This window comes from Lysinibacillus parviboronicapiens (assembly GCF_003049605.2).
Classification (GTDB): Bacteria; Bacillota; Bacilli; order Bacillales_A; family Planococcaceae; genus Lysinibacillus; species Lysinibacillus parviboronicapiens.
This window is the reverse complement of sequence record NZ_CP073713.1, coordinates 4,288,221-4,304,948: the sequence shown is the minus strand read 5'-3', so window position 1 is coordinate 4,304,948 and position 16,728 is coordinate 4,288,221. Positions and strand designations below refer to the sequence as shown.

General features: G+C 38.1%; 18 protein-coding genes. 13 read left to right on the top strand and 5 right to left on the bottom strand.

Annotated elements, in window-relative coordinates; translation table 11 throughout:
* Nucleotides 1–607: 607 nt before the first annotated feature.
* The 4 genes from desA to C9J31_RS20785 all read left to right on the top strand — a co-directional run bounded on the left by desA (nucleotide 608) and on the right by C9J31_RS20785 (nucleotide 4,392).
* On the top strand, nucleotides 608–1,639 hold the full coding sequence (desA, locus tag C9J31_RS20800) for a Delta(5) desaturase DesA (RefSeq protein ID WP_107926647.1): 1,032 nt from the start codon (nucleotides 608–610) through the stop codon (nucleotides 1,637–1,639).
* Nucleotides 1,640–1,817: 178 nt separating this feature from the next.
* On the top strand, nucleotides 1,818–2,963 hold the full coding sequence (locus C9J31_RS20795) for a sensor histidine kinase (RefSeq protein ID WP_420798451.1): 1,146 nt from the start codon (nucleotides 1,818–1,820) through the stop codon (nucleotides 2,961–2,963).
* Between the two features lie 19 nt (nucleotides 2,964–2,982).
* Nucleotides 2,983–3,588: a response regulator transcription factor gene (locus C9J31_RS20790; RefSeq protein ID WP_107926645.1), complete on the top strand. Its 606-nt coding sequence runs from the start codon at nucleotides 2,983–2,985 to the stop codon at nucleotides 3,586–3,588.
* Between the two features lie 87 nt (nucleotides 3,589–3,675).
* Nucleotides 3,676–4,392 carry a 3-ketoacyl-ACP reductase gene (locus tag C9J31_RS20785; RefSeq protein ID WP_107951414.1) on the top strand — a complete coding sequence of 239 codons (717 nt, stop codon included), beginning with the start codon at nucleotides 3,676–3,678 and terminating at the stop codon, nucleotides 4,390–4,392.
* 95 nt (nucleotides 4,393–4,487) lie between these two features.
* Here C9J31_RS20785 and C9J31_RS20780 read toward each other — a convergent pair whose 3' ends face one another.
* From C9J31_RS20780 to C9J31_RS20770, 3 genes are all read right to left on the bottom strand, one after another.
* Nucleotides 4,488–5,462 (bottom strand): proline dehydrogenase family protein, encoded by a 975-nt coding sequence (locus C9J31_RS20780; RefSeq protein ID WP_107926643.1) that lies wholly within the window; start codon nucleotides 5,460–5,462, stop codon nucleotides 4,488–4,490.
* Nucleotides 5,463–5,536: 74 nt separating this feature from the next.
* Complete coding sequence (locus tag C9J31_RS20775; RefSeq protein ID WP_107926641.1) at nucleotides 5,537–6,289, bottom strand: ABC transporter permease; 753 nt, start codon at nucleotides 6,287–6,289, stop codon at nucleotides 5,537–5,539.
* Nucleotides 6,286–7,017, bottom strand: a complete 732-nt coding sequence (locus C9J31_RS20770; protein WP_107951415.1) for an ABC transporter ATP-binding protein — start codon at nucleotides 7,015–7,017, stop codon at nucleotides 6,286–6,288. The genes C9J31_RS20775 and C9J31_RS20770 overlap by 4 nt, the downstream gene beginning before the upstream one ends.
* Nucleotides 7,018–7,143: 126 nt before the next feature.
* Here C9J31_RS20770 and C9J31_RS20765 point away from each other — a divergent pair, with 126 nt between their 5' ends.
* Nucleotides 7,144–7,644, top strand: a complete 501-nt coding sequence (locus C9J31_RS20765) for a methylated-DNA--[protein]-cysteine S-methyltransferase (RefSeq protein WP_107951416.1) — start codon at nucleotides 7,144–7,146, stop codon at nucleotides 7,642–7,644.
* 53 nt (nucleotides 7,645–7,697) lie between these two features.
* Here the strand turns inward: C9J31_RS20765 and C9J31_RS20760 are convergent, their stop codons facing one another.
* Nucleotides 7,698–8,993: an ammonium transporter gene (locus C9J31_RS20760; protein WP_107951417.1), complete on the bottom strand. Its 1,296-nt coding sequence runs from the start codon at nucleotides 8,991–8,993 to the stop codon at nucleotides 7,698–7,700.
* A 13-nt stretch (nucleotides 8,994–9,006) separates the two neighbouring features.
* Complete coding sequence (locus C9J31_RS20755) at nucleotides 9,007–9,348, bottom strand: P-II family nitrogen regulator (protein WP_107951418.1); 342 nt, start codon at nucleotides 9,346–9,348, stop codon at nucleotides 9,007–9,009.
* Between the two features lie 312 nt (nucleotides 9,349–9,660).
* On the opposite strand from C9J31_RS20755, the gene C9J31_RS20750 reads away from it, so the two are divergent.
* The 8 genes from C9J31_RS20750 (at nucleotide 9,661) to C9J31_RS20715 (ending at nucleotide 16,707) form a co-directional block, all read left to right on the top strand.
* Complete coding sequence (locus C9J31_RS20750) at nucleotides 9,661–11,130, top strand: nicotinate phosphoribosyltransferase (protein WP_107926631.1); 1,470 nt, start codon at nucleotides 9,661–9,663, stop codon at nucleotides 11,128–11,130.
* Nucleotides 11,131–11,143: 13 nt separating this feature from the next.
* Nucleotides 11,144–11,968: an NAD(+) synthase gene (gene nadE / locus C9J31_RS20745; protein ID WP_107951419.1), complete on the top strand. Its 825-nt coding sequence runs from the start codon at nucleotides 11,144–11,146 to the stop codon at nucleotides 11,966–11,968.
* Between the two features lie 164 nt (nucleotides 11,969–12,132).
* Entirely contained in the window at nucleotides 12,133–12,453 is a 321-nt protein-coding gene (locus C9J31_RS20740) for an NAD synthetase (protein ID WP_107951420.1), read from the top strand.
* Nucleotides 12,454–12,804: 351 nt separating this feature from the next.
* Nucleotides 12,805–13,443: a nitrous oxide reductase accessory protein NosL gene (locus C9J31_RS20735; protein WP_107951421.1), complete on the top strand. Its 639-nt coding sequence runs from the start codon at nucleotides 12,805–12,807 to the stop codon at nucleotides 13,441–13,443.
* A 57-nt stretch (nucleotides 13,444–13,500) separates the two neighbouring features.
* Nucleotides 13,501–14,772, top strand: coding sequence for a right-handed parallel beta-helix repeat-containing protein (locus C9J31_RS20730; RefSeq protein WP_107951422.1), 1,272 nt, complete (start codon nucleotides 13,501–13,503; stop codon nucleotides 14,770–14,772).
* On the top strand, nucleotides 14,772–15,224 hold the full coding sequence (locus tag C9J31_RS20725) for a nitrous oxide reductase accessory protein NosL (RefSeq protein WP_107951423.1): 453 nt from the start codon (nucleotides 14,772–14,774) through the stop codon (nucleotides 15,222–15,224). The genes C9J31_RS20730 and C9J31_RS20725 overlap by 1 nt, the downstream gene beginning before the upstream one ends.
* Nucleotides 15,221–16,030: an ABC transporter permease gene (locus C9J31_RS20720; RefSeq protein ID WP_238602207.1), complete on the top strand. Its 810-nt coding sequence runs from the start codon at nucleotides 15,221–15,223 to the stop codon at nucleotides 16,028–16,030. Before C9J31_RS20725 ends, C9J31_RS20720 begins: the two co-directional genes overlap by 4 nt.
* The gene (locus C9J31_RS20715; protein WP_238602208.1) at nucleotides 16,030–16,707 is read left to right on the top strand and encodes an ABC transporter ATP-binding protein; all 678 of its coding nucleotides are present in this window, start codon (nucleotides 16,030–16,032) and stop codon (nucleotides 16,705–16,707) included. The genes C9J31_RS20720 and C9J31_RS20715 overlap by 1 nt, the downstream gene beginning before the upstream one ends.
* The last annotated feature ends 21 nt before the right edge of the window (nucleotides 16,708–16,728 follow it).

Here is a 16,728-nt window from a genome sequence, read left to right as displayed (position 1 = left end):
TGTCATTGCGGAACGGATGTTCCATCATTTTTACAGTAGAGAAATGAGAGACCTTTGTAAGAAAGCCAAATTCTAAAAACCAATGATAGGGCCATATCGTTTCAACTACTTTGATAGTTTGACACATTGAACGGATACGTGGATGCCCTAAGGTGAATATAGGTCTTTTACTAATGGATAGCTAAACAAAAAATCAATCGCAGCCTGTAGTTGTAGACTAAGTGTTCTTGCGTTACTACTTCAAGTATGGTTTAGCAGGTTAGAGCAGAATAATCAGTAGGCAATACAAGTTGATTGGCGTGGAAAGCGTGATACTCCTGCACGAACAGCACTTGTGGAAAATCCAATTTTTGCGGCGATTCGTCGCAAAAATTAGTTGGAGCCGTGCATGCGGAAAGGGAGCGCCTGGAACGGAAAGCAACGTTTTCTTACTATTTATTCTAAAAAGGAAAAAGACTGTAGACAAACTCATATTTTTTTAGAGTTGGTCTACAATTAGAAAGGATATGACATTTGTCATATCCTTTTTATGATGTTTGCGTCTGTTGCGCATTATAATCTTATTTTATGATGAGGTCATAAGCAAAAGGAAACGAGGGAAAACGAAATGGCTACAGATAAAGAAAAAACAAAAAAACTGCGCCAAGATGTAGCACCATTTGCGAAATCAGATACTGGTAAAAGTGTTTTTCAAATGGTGAATACAATTGTACCGTTAATTGTTCTATGGGTCGCTGGATATATGTTAGTTGATGTCTCACCTTGGTTAACTGCAGGTTTAAGTGTAATTTCAGCTGGATTTGTCGTACGAGCATTCATTATTTTCCATGATTGTACACACGGTTCATTTTTCAAAAGTAAAAAAGCAAACGACTGGGTTGGCTTATTTACTGGGGTAATAACTTCATTTCCGTATGAAAAATGGAAGCGCGAGCATACAATTCACCACGCAACAAGTTCGAACTTAGATAAGCGTGGTATCGGTGATATCGATATGATGACAGTGGAAGAATATTTAGAAGCTTCTAAAGGGCAACGTTTATGGTATCGTTTTTATCGTAATCCATTAGTAATGTTTGGCTTAGGTCCACTATATATGGTGTTAGTGTTAAATCGTTTTAACCGTAAAGATGCAAAACCAAAGGAACGCATGAATACACATATTACCAATGTTATTATTGCAGGTGTTTGTGTAGCGTTAATTTATTTCTTGGGCTGGCAGTCATTCTTGTTAGTGCAAGGTGTCACATTATTCATCGCAGGTTCACTAGGAATTTGGTTATTCTACATCCAACATACGTATGAGGATTCTTACTTTGAACATGACACAGATTGGGATTATGTAAAAGCAGCTGTTGAAGGTAGTTCGTACTATAAACTACCGAAGTTATTACAATGGGCAACTGGTAACATCGGTTTCCACCATGTTCACCATTTGGCACCTCGTGTTCCTAACTATAACCTTGAAAAAGCGCATAATGAAACACCACCTTTACAAACAGCTACAACAATTACATTGCGCACAAGTTTAGAATCATTACGCTACAAATTATATGATGAAGAACACGGGAAATTTGTATCATTTAAAGATGTTAATGAAATTATTAAGCGAAAAGCGAAAGGCAGTATAGCTGCTTAGTTGATCAGCCATCTCTTCTGGGGATGGCTGTTTTATATAAGAGGATTTTATGGACACGATGAAGCGATAGCAATGAAAGATTTGACTATGCGAAAGCCAAGCGACAGCTATGAAAGGGGCACATATGCGCTTTTCTTGTTATAATAAAGGGAAAAGCAGGAAAGATTGTGAGGTTATGATGAGAAAGTGGCATAGTATTATTCCGAATAGTCCCATGCTAAGTATTTATTTATGGATTATTTTTTGTTTTCTACCGTTTTTCTTTATTTTTAAAAAATCTTCTTATCTTGAAATATCGATAGGCATTACTTTTTTGATGCTGTATTTTATTTTTTATCGCTTTTCCGTAAATTCGAGAAATGGGCTTGTTTATATGTGGATTAGCTTCGAAATGGTCATTAATATTATTTTGACCATATTATATGGTTATGTGTATTTATCCATATTTACAGCGTTTTTCATCGGTAATATTCGTAGACCTGTAGGCTTTTATATTATGTACGGCTTGCATATCGGCTTTACTGTTATTTCAACTGGGATTGGTTTCTTCGTGGAATTACATTTATTTTTATCGCAACTTCCATTTGTAGTACTAACGATTTTAGCGGTTGTACTTTTACCACTTACCATTTATTCGAAGAATAAACGGGAAAATCTAGAAGGACAATTGGAAACTGCGAATGAACGAATTGCAGAATTGATTATTTTTGAAGAACGTCAACGCATTGCACGTGATTTACACGATACATTGGGTCAAAAATTATCGATGATAGGATTAAAAAGTGACCTGGCCTCAAGACTCATTGCACGTGATCCACAGCAGGCATTAGTCGAGATTAGAGATATTCGCCAAACGGCGAGTATTGCCTTAAAAGAGGTTCGAGAATTAGTTTCAGATATGCGTACAGCAAAATTTGAAGATGAGCTTATGCGTATTTCTCAAATCCTTAAAGCTGCCGAAATGGAATTTGTTTTTGATGGTGATAAGGATACGCTACAGGTTCCGCCCCTTGTGGAAAATGTTTTATCCATGTGTTTGAAAGAGGCGGTAACGAATGTAGTCAAGCATAGTGGGGCGACGAAGTGTGAAATTGCTTTCCATCAAAATTTTAAAGAGGTTTACCTAGTTGTTCGTGATAATGGACAGGGTATTTCGAAAAAGCAGATTTTGAAAAGTGGTAATGGATTAAAGGGGATGCGAGAGCGTTTAGAATTTATCAATGGTTCCTTTAAGATAGAGGGTGACGAGGGCACAACATTAACCGTGTCCATTCCTGTGACCATCACACATCAAAAAGTTAAAGAAAATTTGCAGAACATATAGAGGAAAAGAGGATTGTGACATGATTCGAATTGTTATTGCTGAAGATCAAGGTATGCTGTTAGGGGCGCTTCGTTCGTTACTCAGTATGGAGGATGATATGGAGGTCGTTGGGTTAGCAAAAAATGGTGAGGAAGCATTGGCACTTGTAGAAGAGCATCAGCCAGATATTTGTATTATGGATATCGAAATGCCAGTGAAAACTGGACTAGATGCTGCTGAAGAATTGCATGGTTCGGATTGTAAAGTCATTATTTTAACAACGTTTGCTAGACCAGGTTATTTTGAACGGGCAAGGAAAGCGGGGGTTCGTGGTTATTTACTGAAGGATAGTCCAATTGAGGAATTGGTAAGTGCTATTCGTACGATTATGGACGGTAAACGAATTTATGCTCCTGAACTTGTTGATTTTGTCTATGAAGATGATAGTGAAAACCCTTTAACAGAGCGTGAAAGTCAAGTGCTGACATTGGTTGCAGAAGGTAAGACAACAAAGGAAATTGCAGCAGAGTTATTTTTATCAGCGGGCACTGTACGGAACTATATTTCGACTATTTTAGAAAAATTACATGTTGGCAATCGAATTGAGGCTATTGCACGCTTTAAGGAAAAAGGTTGGAATAAGTAAGACTTCTGAATGTACTTTTGACAGACGAATAGGTATGCTAAAAAATGGAGAATTACGCTATAAACTATTCAAAAGGGAGTAAGAGGTATGCAAACTATTTCTGGAAAAACTGCTTTAATTACTGGTGCGGGCCGAGGGATTGGACGTGCGACAGCAATCGCCTTCGCAAAAGAGGGCATAAACGTTGGACTTGTAGGACGTACAAAAGAGAATTTACAACATGTTGCTGAAGAATTGAAAGCTTACAATGTGAAAGTAGCGATTGCGGCAGCTAATGTAGCTGATTTAGAATCGATCTCATTGGCTGTTGAAAGCATCCGTGCAGAGCTAGGTCCGATAGATATTTTAGTAAATAACGCAGGTATTTCAAAATTCGGTAAGTTTTTAGAACTTTCACCGGAGGACTGGACTAATATCGTAGATGTAAATGTAAAAGGTGTGTATTACACAACACGCGCCGTATTACCAGAAATGATTGAACGACAGTCAGGAGATATTATTAATATTTCATCGACAGCGGGTCAAAAAGGTGCACCAATCACAAGTGCATACAGTGCATCGAAAGCAGCGGTGATTGGTATGAGTGAATCATTAATGTTAGAGGTTCGTAAGCATAATATCCGTGTTGTAACGTTAACACCAAGTACGGTCGCAACAGATATGGCTGTTGAGTTACAATTAACAGACGGTAATCCAGAAAAAGTTATGCAGGCGGAGGACCTGGCTGACTTAATGGTGGCGCAATTAAAATTACATCCGCGTGTTGTGTTAAAACATGCTGGTTTATGGTCAACAAATCCTTAAAAATGTGGCGGGAAGCAATTCTCGCCGCTTTTTTTCTTTTATAGGCGATTATCAATAAAAGACCTTATCGCCATCATGACGATAAGGTTCGGTGGTTATTTATTGCGCTTTGTTAAGCGTCCAAGCACGAATGCACCTGCTGCAACAGCAAGGACTGTATTCGTTTTTTTCGTAAATACTTGCTTCGTTACAAGATTAATGTTTTGTGGGCGCTCCGCCAAACGACGCATAAAGTAACCATACCAATCTTCGCCAAATGGTACGTATACGCAGAAGTTATAGCCTTCTTTCGCCAGCTCTTTTTGCATGTCTGTGCGGAAGCCGTAAAGCATTTGGAATTCGAATTTATCAAGCGGAATATTATTATCAGCGACAAAGCGTTTTACGTGTGCGATGACGTTATGGTCATGTGTTGCAATTGATGTAAATTTACCGTGAAGTAAATGGTATTCAATCAACTCGATAAAGTTTAAATCGATATCTAATTTATCCTGGAAAGCTACTTCCACAGGTTCTTTATATGCACCTTTTACAATTCGTAAACGATAGTTTTGGAATTTCTCAATATCGTCCTTGGCACGATAAAAGTATGATTGAATAACTGTACCGACATTATTAAATGTTTTTGAAAGTTCTTCAACCATATCGAAAGACGTTTGGAGACGACCGTAATCTTCCATATCAAAGTTAACAAAAATATCGTAGGCAGCTGCCTTTTCAACAATCTCATATAAATTGTCATAGCAAAAATCAACGTCAATATCTAAGCCCAATTGAGATGGTTTTAGTGAAATATGGGCATTGACACCGTTTTCATGAATCGCTTCAATAACAGCAAGGATTTGTTCTTTAGCCGCAGATGCTTCTTCTTCACTAGAAACAAATTCCCCTAAATTATCTACTGTACAAGAGATATTATGGGCATTTAGCTCTTTGATGCTTGCAATCGTTTCTTCTATATTTGTACCAGCTACTACATTTTGGGCGCCTAGTTTTAAGCCGTATTTTTTAGCAGTACTGTTTAATAGTTGGTTCTCAGATAATTGGATGAAAAAATCGCGTAATAACATGGTCATTCTCCTCACAGCATTTTTCTTTCTAGTATAACATATTTGGAAACCATGTAATGGATTCCTTGAAACAATTATTTGTTTTCTATTATTTGCATACGTTCATTAAAAAGTACAGGATAGCTTAAAAAACCAATCATTATGCTCGATAATGTTGCAGTTGTTAGAAGTGCGAAAATAATTAAAAGTTGAAATTGTACCGCTTGAATGGGGTCTGCTCCGCCGATAATTTGTCCGCTCATCATGCCAGGTAATTGCACAAGTCCAATTGTTTTTTGGCTTTCAATTGTTGGAATCATACTTGCTTTAATAGCGCTAATTAGTTGACGATGAATCGCCTGTTTGGGGGTACCGCCGAGTGATAAAATGAGCTCAATTTCATCCTGATGACTCGTGATTTCTGCTGTAAAACGATTTAAAAATAATATAGATAATACCATGGAATTACCAATTAACATACCACTAATCGGTATGATATATTGTGCTGTTGCAGGTATAATGCCAAAACCTAATAATACGCCTTGTGTCACAACTTCAACAACAACTAGGGTACTAGCTATTTTCCATGTAATCCCTCTTATTCCTGCTCCTTTTTTACGGGCATTTAGAGTTGCTGTAAAAATCATCAATGCAACCATCAACAAAATATAGATAATGCTGCCTGTTTCGAAGACAAATTTTAAAATGTAGCCAACTGCTAATAATTGGATAATAGAGCGTATAGTCGCAATCATCGTGTCTTTTTCAAGGCCAAGCTTTAAAACTTTTGATAATAACAATGGAATTAATACAAAAATCAATGTTAGGGAAAGGGCAGTATATGTCATGCGTTTACCCCCTGTACAAATTCTGCAACACGAGGATTATTTGGAGCATCCAGTAGGGAGCTTTGCCCAGTTTCGATAAGCTCTCCATCCATCATAACCCAAGTATAATGTCCAATCGTTAGTGCTTGCTGTAAATTATGTGTAATCCAAATCATCGTGACATTATATTTTTTGTTTAATGTCACAATGAGTGCCTCGATGTCCTGTACTGATTGACGATCAAGAGCAGATGTAATTTCATCTAATAATAGGATAGAAGAGTGGTTGATAAGGGTACGTGCGATGGATACCTTTTGGCGTTGTCCACCGGATAATTCAGTTATTGAGCGTTGTAAAAAGCTGTCATCGAGTCCGACGTCCTTTAAGAATTGGCTGGCTTCTTGTTGCGTGAGTGCTTTTCCCTGTAGTGAACGGGGAAGGGCTAAATTATCAAAAACTGTACCGGCAATCATTGGCGCAGATTGAAGAGCAATACCTACTTGTCTACGTAAAGTAGTAGGTTCGTACGTGGCAATTGGCTGATCATCAATAAAAATATGCCCGTTCGTCGGTGTGAGTAGCCCATTGCACATTTTCAGTAGCGTTGTTTTACCTGCACCAGATGGGCCAACAAGTGTTGTAATTTTGCCCTTTGGGATTGAACCAGTGATTGTTTTTAAAATTGCTTTGTTATTTACTGAAAAGCTGACCTGTTGAAAGTGAATTGCGGGCTCGTATAGCGTTTTCATATAGTAGAAACTCCTTTATATTAGTAGGTAATATTAATGTAGCATAGAAATGAATGGTTGCTACAGGTATTTTCCATTTTTATAGTAAGAGTACTAGCAATACGATATGTAAGGAGAACAGGGAAAATGGATATTTTATATGTAGATACGCTAACATATGCCCAGGGAACTATGTACATCGTTGCATCGGAAGAAGGCCTTGTTTATATCGGAACACCCAATGCGCCATTTGATGAAGTAGAAGAGTGGGCAAAAAAGCCATTTAAAGGCTATACCTTTGAAGTGAGTAAAGAAAAATTAATACCATATGTTGAACAGTTAACAGCTTATTTGAACGGTCAACTTACTGAATTTGATCTACCAATTCATGTGAAGGGGACAGCTTTTCAGCTCGCTGTCTGGGATGCGTTAAAAACCCTGCCTTATGGTGCGACAACATCATATTCAGCGATTGCAGAACGTATTGGCAAGCCAAAAGCGGTAAGGGCTGTTGGAAGTGCTATCGGCGCCAACCCCATATTGGCAATTATTCCATGTCATCGTGTCATCGGGAAAAATGGCAAACTAACAGGTTTTCGTAGTGGTTTAGCAATGAAAGAGTTTTTACTTCAATTAGAGAATGAGTAAAAAAAGAATCGTCCGCAAAGTACTGTGAGACGACTCTTTTTCAGATAGTATTTTTATATATGTTCTTCTTGGACGTTTGCTGGAGATTTTCCAAAATGTGTTAGTCGTTGAGCAAATGTTTCCCCCTGTACAGCAGTGCTTTTGAAAATATCTTGATATTCGTAAGCCGGCGTACCGTGTTCGATAACATCTAGTCCAGCGACCTCTTCCTCCGCTGTTACACGTAATGGGACAAATGCTTTTATAATGAATAAACCAGCTGATACAGAGACACCAACCCAAGCAATCGTTGCGATGACACCAATTGTTTGAACACCAAGTAAAGCAAAACCACCACCGTAGAACAGACCTTGACCACCAACATCAAATAATCCAACGGCTAGAGTTCCCCAAACACCACAAATACCATGAACAGCTATCGCTCCTACAGGATCGTCAACTTTCAACTTCCATTCAATGAAGCGGACACCTTCGACTAATAAAGGGGCTGCAATGACACCGATTATCAGTGAACCGATAATAGTGACGTTTGCTGCACCAGCTGTAATACCTACAAGGCCTGCTAACGCGCCGTTTAGTGTTAGCGAGCCATCGATATGGCCATAGCGGAATTTAGTATAGAATGCAGTCGCTACTACACCAGCGGCAGCGGCGAAAAATGTGTTAGCGATAACACTAGGTACAAGTGTGGGATCGGCCGCTAAAGTAGATGCACCGTTAAAACCGAACCAACCGAACCAAAGTAAGAACACACCTAATGCGCCTAAAGGAATGCTATGGCCAGTAATAACATTAACGCGCCCATTTTCATATTTACCTAGTCGAGGACCAATGATTGCTGCTGCTACAAAGGCTGCTACAGCACCAGTTAAATGAACAACAGTTGATCCAGCGAAATCTACGAACCCTAAATCTGTTAGCCAGCCTTGACCGCTCCAAACCCAATGTCCTACTACAGGATAAACAAATAATGTCATTAAAACGATAACGCCAATATAGGCAAAAATATTAGTGCGTTCTGCTACAGCACCAGAAAGAATAGTGGCACCAGTTGCTGCAAACATTGTTTGGAAGATAAAGAACGAAAGATCATCTACACCATTTAAAGCGAAACCACTTGTTCCGATGAGACCACCAGCAGTGTCGCCAAACATAATGGCATAACCACATAAGAAATAAATGATACCGCCAAGTGAAATGGTTAGAAAGTTTTTCATAATAATATTGACGGCGTTTTTCGATCGAGTAAATCCTGCCTCAACCATGGCAAATCCTGCATGCATAAAAAATACTAAAACTGTTCCAAGCATAACCCATACTAAATTTACAGATAACATCACTTCATCCATTTATATCGCCCCCTTAATCTACTGCAACTAATCCGACTTCTTTAGTACGGATACGAATTGCTTGTTCCACTGGATAAATAAATATCTTACCGTCTCCAACTTTACCGGTTGCGGCATCACGTAATAGAACTTCAACTATGGCATCAACTTTTGCGGCATCGACAATCATTTCCAACTTTAATTTTGGTAAGAATTCAATTTCATATGCGTTTCCACGAAATAAACCCGTCCGGCCTAATTGGCGACCACAGCCAGCGATTTCTGAAATACTTAGACCCGCAATTCCTTCCTTTGCAAGCCCATCCCTAACAAGGCCAAAAACTTCGGGACGAATAATTGCTTCTATTTTTTTCATCAAAACCAGCTCCTTGCGTTAAGTTAATTTACATGTTAAAACGTAAAGGTCAACAACGCAATTATTTTTTTGTTATTCATGTAACGTTATGTAACATGAAATATTTCGTGTGTCGTAATAAATTGTAAAAAAGCTAATTATTTAAGGAATGAAAGCGGTGTTACGATTTGTGTCTAAAATGTGTACAGTTCGAAATTTTCTGATTATTAATGTGAAGAAATCTAACATCGGTGCTAAGGAATGTTAAACGCAAGAAATTGGGTATATAGTGTATACTAGGACTAATTATCAAAGCGGAAGAAGGTTTTTCTTATGAGATCAAACTATGTTGACGATAGTTTAGCGTTGCACACAGATTTATATCAAATCAATATGGCAGAGTCCTATTGGGCTGATGGCATACATAATAGAAAAGCAATTTTTGAATTATATTTTAGAAAATTACCGTTTGGCAATGGCTATGCCATATTTGCGGGGTTAGAGCGTATGCTTGATTATTTACGAGATTTTCGCTTTAGTGAATCGGATATTGCGTATTTACGTGAAGTGGTTGGTTATAAAGAAGACTTTATCGACTATTTAAAAAATATTCGATTTACAGGGGATATGTACTCAATGGTGGAAGGAGAGCTTGTTTTCGCGAATGAACCAATTGTTCGCATTGAAGCACCGCTAGTGGAGGCGCAATTGATTGAAACTGCGCTATTGAACATTGTGAACTATCAAACACTTATAGCTACAAAGGCAAGTCGTATTAAGCAAATCGTGAAAAATGAAACGGCCATGGAGTTTGGAACGCGGCGTGCGCAAGAAATGGATGCAGCTATCTGGGGTACTCGTGCGGCCTTTATCGGTGGCTTTGCTTCTACTAGTAACGTTCGTGCGGGTAAATTATTTAACATTCCTGTATCGGGGACACATGCACATGCCCTTGTACAGGCGTACAAAAATGATTATGACGCATTTCATGCCTATGCTAAACGTCATCGTGATTGTGTGTTTTTAGTAGATACTTACAATACATTGAAATCTGGTGTGCCAACAGCGATTAAAGTAGCAAAGGAACTTGGAGATAAAATTAATTTTATCGGTATTCGCTTAGATAGTGGTGATATTGCCTTCTTATCAAAGGAAGCACGCAAAATGTTAGATGAAGCTGGCTTCCATGACGCAAAAATTGTAGTTTCCAATGACCTTGATGAATACACAATTTTGAACTTAAAGGCGCAAAATGCCCGTGTAGATGTATGGGGAATTGGGACAAAGCTTATTACAGCTTACGACCAACCTGCTCTGGGGGCTGTTTATAAAATGGTTGCAATTGAAAATGAAGAAGGTCAATTAGAAGATACTATTAAAATTTCTGCGAATGCTGAAAAGGTATCGACACCGGGTCTCAAAAATTTATATCGCATTATTGATCGTAAGAATGGCAAAGCAGAGGGAGACTATATTACGATGCATGACGAAGACCCTCAATCTGAAGAGCGTATTAAAATGTTCCATCCTGTGCACACATTCGTATCGAAATTTGTGACGAACTTTGAAGCAAAAAATTTACATCAACACGTTATTCAAAGTGGGCATGTTGGCTATCAAAATCCTACTTTAGAAGAAATGCGTAATTATGCTGCAGATAATTTAGAATTGCTATGGGATGAATATAAGCGTTCCATGAACCCGGAGGAGTATCCAGTCGATTTAAGTCAAAAGTGCTGGGATAATAAAATGCGTAATATTGAAGAAGTTCGGGAAATGGTTAATAGAATTGTGAAAGAATAAGGAGTGAAGTGATATGACTTTACAGCAACAAATCATTCAGGAATTACGAGTATTATCGTCAATTGATGCGCAAGAAGAAATTCGAAAATCCGTTGATTTTTTGAAAGCATATGCACGGAAATATAACTTTTTAAAAGGTTTTGTACTGGGTATCTCAGGTGGGCAGGACTCTACTTTGACAGGAAAGCTAACACAACTTGCGGTTGATGAATTAAATGCAGAGGTAGGGGAACAGAGATATTCATTTTGGGCAGTTCGTTTACCATATGGTGTACAAGCAGATGAACAAGATTGTCAGGATGCAATTGATTATATTAAACCTACGAAAACTTATTCAGTGAACATTAAAGAGGCAGTAGATGCCAGTGTCCAAGCATTAGCACATGTGGGAGTGGAGCTAAGTGATTTTGCGAAAGGTAATGAAAAAGCACGTGAACGTATGAAAGTTCAGTTTTCCATTGCCGCGATGAACAATGCTGTTGTTTTAGGAACCGATCATGCTGCGGAGGCAATCACTGGCTTCTATACGAAATTCGGTGATGGTGGAGCGGATTTAATGCCAATTTATCGTCTTAATAAACGTCAAGGTAAACAGTTATTGGTAACATTAGATTGTCCAGAGCACCTGTATTTAAAAGTGCCAACAGCTGATTTAGAAGAAAATCGCCCATCGTTACCAGACGAAGTGGCATTAGGTCTAACTTATGACCAAATTGATGATTATTTAGAAGGTAAGGAAATTCCTAGCGAGGCTCGCGAAATATTAGAAGGGCATTATTTACGGTCACAGCATAAACGCCATATGCCTATCACAATTTTTGATGATTTTTGGAAGTAAAATAAATTCTTGGTAAAAGAGCTGATCTAAAGTGTGAGTTACGCATTTTCGGAACTGCTCTTTTCTACTTTTTTATGTAATTGGTTCTGAAAGCTTGATTTCGAGCATATAATGTCGATATAAATACCTATAAAGTTGATGAAAAGTAAAGGGGGGTAATTATTATGAGGACTTCTAGAGTAAGTGCGACGACAAACAGTACTTTTCGTAATGAACAACAGTATTTGCATGCGGGTGATATAAGTCATAATTTTGGACAGCACCCGAAACAAAAGTTTAAACAGAGTATGCATAAAAATAAGGACAATAAACAGACAATCGGTAAAAAACAAATGAAGCAAAACAGTCTCAATAAATTAGAGACAGCTCCTGTTGACAGCGTAAGCAATCTGCAAATACGTAACGAACTATCTGAAACTGCTGTAAAACTTAGTCGATTAAGCAAACAAAAGAAGCGTCTCAATAGTTACCGTACTTCAATATAATTGTAAAAATGACCCTCTCCACTATTTTATGGTGGAGGGGGTTTTTGTTGTCATAAAAGCATATGTGTTGCACTTTGATTGGGTTTCGCAACGCTCGGGTAGCCTATGTATCACGCGTCGGGCTGCAAACACTCAGATCTCTCACATGAAAATTGTTCAGATGAAGCGCCATATTCAGATATTCTAAACAAATGTCCATGCGCTAAATAATCTAATAAAACCTTGATTTCGAGACGTTCAATAATTAGTCAATAGGATTTTTCCAATTCTTCACAGGGATTTTCATCTTATTTCACAACTCATCTGTAATGTAATAGGTAGCAAGAAAAATAAAAATTGGAGGAATCAATTGTGAAAAAATTATGGATACCTGTACTCGCTGTTTTACTATTATTAGGAGCTTGTAGTATGGAAAAAAGTCAGGTCAAAGAAGATGAAGCTCAGCAAGAGGTAACGGCAAAAGCTTCACAAACTAAAGATAGTTCTGTGCAAGTTGCGTCACTGGTTGATTCACGTTTACAAGAGCCAAAGGAAGATACTGTATGTGAAATGTGTAATATGAAAGTGTATATGAAGGATCATGACATGGGTGTATTTTCTACACAAGCGATTAAAAAGGATGGGACGGTCGCTTTTTATGATGATATTGGATGTTTATTAAATGCAGAGGTAGCGAATGAAGAAACAAATGAAAAATTTGTTCGTGATTACAAGACAAAGGAATGGGCAAAGGTTGAGGATGTCACAATTGTCAAAACAGAGCTTAAATCTCCGATGAACTGGGGCTATATTTACTTCAGCGATAAAGCAGATGCAGATAAATATATTGTTGAAAACCCTAAAGCGTATGTAGAAGAATTACATAAAATTAAAGATGATGCTCTTGAGCGTCGTAAAAAGAAAATGCAAGAAAAAGCATCAAATGGTGATGCGGAATCAATGCATATGGAGGAAATGACGCAAGAAAAAGGACATGACCATAATCATTAATACGGGAAGGCTAGGGGGTTCCTCTAGTCTTCTTATGCTGAACTGGGAGGAAGCAGTATGATGAAGAAAGTAGGTAGTGTCTTATTGTTCCTACTATTTATGAGCCAGACAGTCTATGCAGATTTTGATATACAAAAGGCTATTGATAGAGCAAAGCCAGGAGCTACAATTACCATTCCTGCTGGACAATACAAAGGTAACTTTGTATTAACGAAAAAAATAACACTACGAGGTATACAGGGGACTGAACTTGTCGCACTAGGTAACGAGCCGGTTTTTCGTATTGACGGTGGCTCTACAGTGACGATTGAGAATATGGCATTATCGGGAAATAAACAAGCAATTGTCGCAAGTGATGTAGACGGTTTAGAGCTACGAAATCTAAACATTAAGGATAGCCATACAGGTGTGTATATTCAACGTTCCAAAAATGTGCATATACAACACATTGAAATGACTGGAAATAACTCGCACTTTTCGAAAAAGGGTAATGGACTAGCAATTTTTAAGAGTGAGGTTGTTGTGGTAGAGGACACGAACATAAAACTTGTACAGGATGGGATTTACGTGGAAGAGGTGAAGAATATACTTGTACAAAATAATAGAGTAACGAATAGCCGTTATGGGACACATTTTATGTATTCGAGTAATGTACAAGCGTTTCATAATACGTATCGAAATAATGTCACGGGCTTCATGGTTATGATGACAAATGACATTTATGTCAAGGACAATCATCTAGAAAATCATAATGGTCTAAATAGCTACGGTATGTTGTTATATGATGTACAGCAAGCAGTTTTGGAACTGAACACAATTATGAACAATCGAACGGGTGTCGCATTACAAAAAAGTGTAGGTATTACAATAGCGAGTAATGATTTCCGCATGAATCAAACGGCACTTGAGGGAATCATGGTAAAGGGTAACTCGGTAGCGACGAATAATCAATTTACCGGTAATATCTTAACGGCACGCGCGGATCGCCAAGGCTTGTTACTTACCAATAATTATTATGATGATTACTCGGGCATCGATTTAAAGAATGACGGGATTGGGGACGTTCCCTATGTGGCAGTGTCAAGTTTTGGGCAGTGGATGGTACGACAGCCTGTTTATCAATATTTTGTAGCTTCGCCAAGTGTAGTTTTACTAACTTCCCTTGATCAGCAAATAAATAAAACGGAGAAGACGGTGTTGGTCGATGTTACGCCAAAATTAATGACGCACCAAATAACAAAAAAGAACGAAACAAATTTTCAACAGTTATTAATCGGATTGCTTATTGTAACCACTAGTATGTGGTTATGGAAAAGAGGGGTGTCGTGATGAAAAGATGGATAGTGATGGTCGTTATAAGTTGTGTATTACTTGTAGGCTGTGGTGACAAAACATATGTACCGCGTGAAATTGTTGGTGAAACAGATGTTTGCAAAATTTGCAATATGAGTATAGTCCACAATGAGTATGTAGGACAAATTGCTTTAAAGAATGGTGATTTTGAAATGTTCGATGATCTAGGTTGTCTGATGGAATATATTAAGGCAAATGGCGAAAATGAAATTGGTGCTGCATTTATTAAAGATGCAAATAACGACGAGTGGATAGATGTTTTTAAGGCGACGTTTATTTACAACAAGGAGTATTGGACACCGATGAATTATGGCGTACTGGCCTTTAAAACAAAGGATGCAGCAGTTGATTGGATGGCATTGAAGGGTGAGGGACAGGTTCTTGTTTATCAGGATTTACAAAATTTTAATTGGGGGATTCACCAATGAACAGTATGCTCTTAAAGCTTGAATTGAAGCAGATGTTGAGAAGTCGGTGGATGCAACTTGTAGGCATGTTATTTACATTTATTTTTACCGCTATTATAGTCATCCAACAAATGGCACTGCCTGATGTTGAAGGCTTCACGCGTCAAACAGCTTCATTTTTAAATGTATTATTATTTTTATTACCACTATTTATTTTAACTATTGGAAGTATGAGTGTTGCTGGTGATATAGAATCGGGTTGGTTTTCTTTATTAAAGACATATCCTATGACAAGAGCACAATACATTGTCGGCAAGTATATGGCAACTGTTTGTGCGTTTATATTAGTTGTTGTAGTAGCGTTTGGCACTGTGCTAGCACTAGGAGGGTTTCTTGGTGGCGTACGTTTGCCATTAGTTTTTATAACCCTGACGTTATTATGTGTTGTGATATTCGCATCACTAGCCATTGCCATTGGAGCGTTTGCACAAACAAGATTATTTGCGCTGTCGCAATCACTTGTATTATGGTCATTTTTTTTATTGCTGTTATCATACGCGTTAATGGCTATTGGTACAGTAGTTGCAGGACATATTTTACAAAAACTGACGGTTATCGTCATACATATTAATCCAGCGGAATGGCTACGCTTTGGTTACTTCATTTTTTCTGACCAAGCGAGTGTGCTTGGGCCTGCGTTTTATGGTGTCACGCGATTTTACTCTTCATATATAGGCTATGTGGTCTATGGGATAGTGACATTTCTTTGGATAACGTTACCACTGCTAAGTGCAAATAAGCTACTGCAGAAAAGAGGGGTATGTTAATGTTGCTAGTGGCGAGCAATTTATCGAATGTATATGCAAACAATAGAGGCCTTAAAAACGCATCCTTTTCTGTGCGAAGTGGACGTATTTTGGCGCTTGCTGGTGGGAATGGCGCTGGTAAAAGCACGCTTCTTCGCCTATTAACTGGACAGGAAAAGCCATTATCAGGAGAGCTCATTTGGCAGGAGCGGCAGGCTATTCGTTTTATGCCTGATGATATAGATTTTCCATCGATGCTAACGGCAACGGAAGTTATACAGTTACTTGCTTCATTAAAAAGCGTTGGATCAAATGAACAGGAAAAGGTCTTAAAACGTGTTGGGTTATGGGATGTGAAAAAACAAAAAGTTCAGCAATTTTCAAAGGGTATGCGTCAACGTCTTAATCTAGCACAAAGTTTACTTGGGAATGGGTCATTGCTTATTTTAGATGAGCCAACAAATGGTCTTGATCCCTACTGGATTGCTGAGCTAAAAAAAATAATATTACAAGAAAAAGCAAAAGGGTGTACGGTAGTTTTTTCCACGCATTTATTAGCCTTTGCAGAGGAGATCGCGGATGATATATTGGTTTTACATGATGGGGAAATATTAATGTCTGGTGACTTGAAAGAAATTCTTGCGGAAGAAAATTACACTACTTTAGAAAATTTATGGTTAAAAAAATTAAATTTGTAACTTTTTGATAGGTAATATCGT

Bases quoted from the DNA above. Each gene is read 5' to 3' on its own strand.
- desA (WP_107926647.1), top strand. From the start codon at position 608: ATGGCTACAGATAAAGAAAAAACAAAAAAACTGCGCCAAGATGTAGCA.
- C9J31_RS20795 (WP_420798451.1), top strand. From the start codon at position 1,818: ATGAGAAAGTGGCATAGTATTATTCCGAATAGTCCCATGCTAAGTATT.
- C9J31_RS20790 (WP_107926645.1), top strand. From the start codon at position 2,983: ATGATTCGAATTGTTATTGCTGAAGATCAAGGTATGCTGTTAGGGGCG.
- C9J31_RS20785 (WP_107951414.1), top strand. From the start codon at position 3,676: ATGCAAACTATTTCTGGAAAAACTGCTTTAATTACTGGTGCGGGCCGA.
- C9J31_RS20780 (WP_107926643.1), bottom strand. From the start codon at position 5,462: ATGTTATTACGCGATTTTTTCATCCAATTATCTGAGAACCAACTATTA.
- C9J31_RS20775 (WP_107926641.1), bottom strand. From the start codon at position 6,289: ATGACATATACTGCCCTTTCCCTAACATTGATTTTTGTATTAATTCCA.
- C9J31_RS20770 (WP_107951415.1), bottom strand. From the start codon at position 7,017: ATGAAAACGCTATACGAGCCCGCAATTCACTTTCAACAGGTCAGCTTT.
- C9J31_RS20765 (WP_107951416.1), top strand. From the start codon at position 7,144: ATGGATATTTTATATGTAGATACGCTAACATATGCCCAGGGAACTATG.
- C9J31_RS20760 (WP_107951417.1), bottom strand. From the start codon at position 8,993: ATGGATGAAGTGATGTTATCTGTAAATTTAGTATGGGTTATGCTTGGA.
- C9J31_RS20755 (WP_107951418.1), bottom strand. From the start codon at position 9,348: ATGAAAAAAATAGAAGCAATTATTCGTCCCGAAGTTTTTGGCCTTGTT.
- C9J31_RS20750 (WP_107926631.1), top strand. From the start codon at position 9,661: ATGAGATCAAACTATGTTGACGATAGTTTAGCGTTGCACACAGATTTA.
- nadE (WP_107951419.1), top strand. From the start codon at position 11,144: ATGACTTTACAGCAACAAATCATTCAGGAATTACGAGTATTATCGTCA.
- C9J31_RS20740 (WP_107951420.1), top strand. From the start codon at position 12,133: ATGAGGACTTCTAGAGTAAGTGCGACGACAAACAGTACTTTTCGTAAT.
- C9J31_RS20730 (WP_107951422.1), top strand. From the start codon at position 13,501: ATGATGAAGAAAGTAGGTAGTGTCTTATTGTTCCTACTATTTATGAGC.
- C9J31_RS20725 (WP_107951423.1), top strand. From the start codon at position 14,772: ATGAAAAGATGGATAGTGATGGTCGTTATAAGTTGTGTATTACTTGTA.
- C9J31_RS20720 (WP_238602207.1), top strand. From the start codon at position 15,221: ATGAACAGTATGCTCTTAAAGCTTGAATTGAAGCAGATGTTGAGAAGT.
- C9J31_RS20715 (WP_238602208.1), top strand. From the start codon at position 16,030: ATGTTGCTAGTGGCGAGCAATTTATCGAATGTATATGCAAACAATAGA.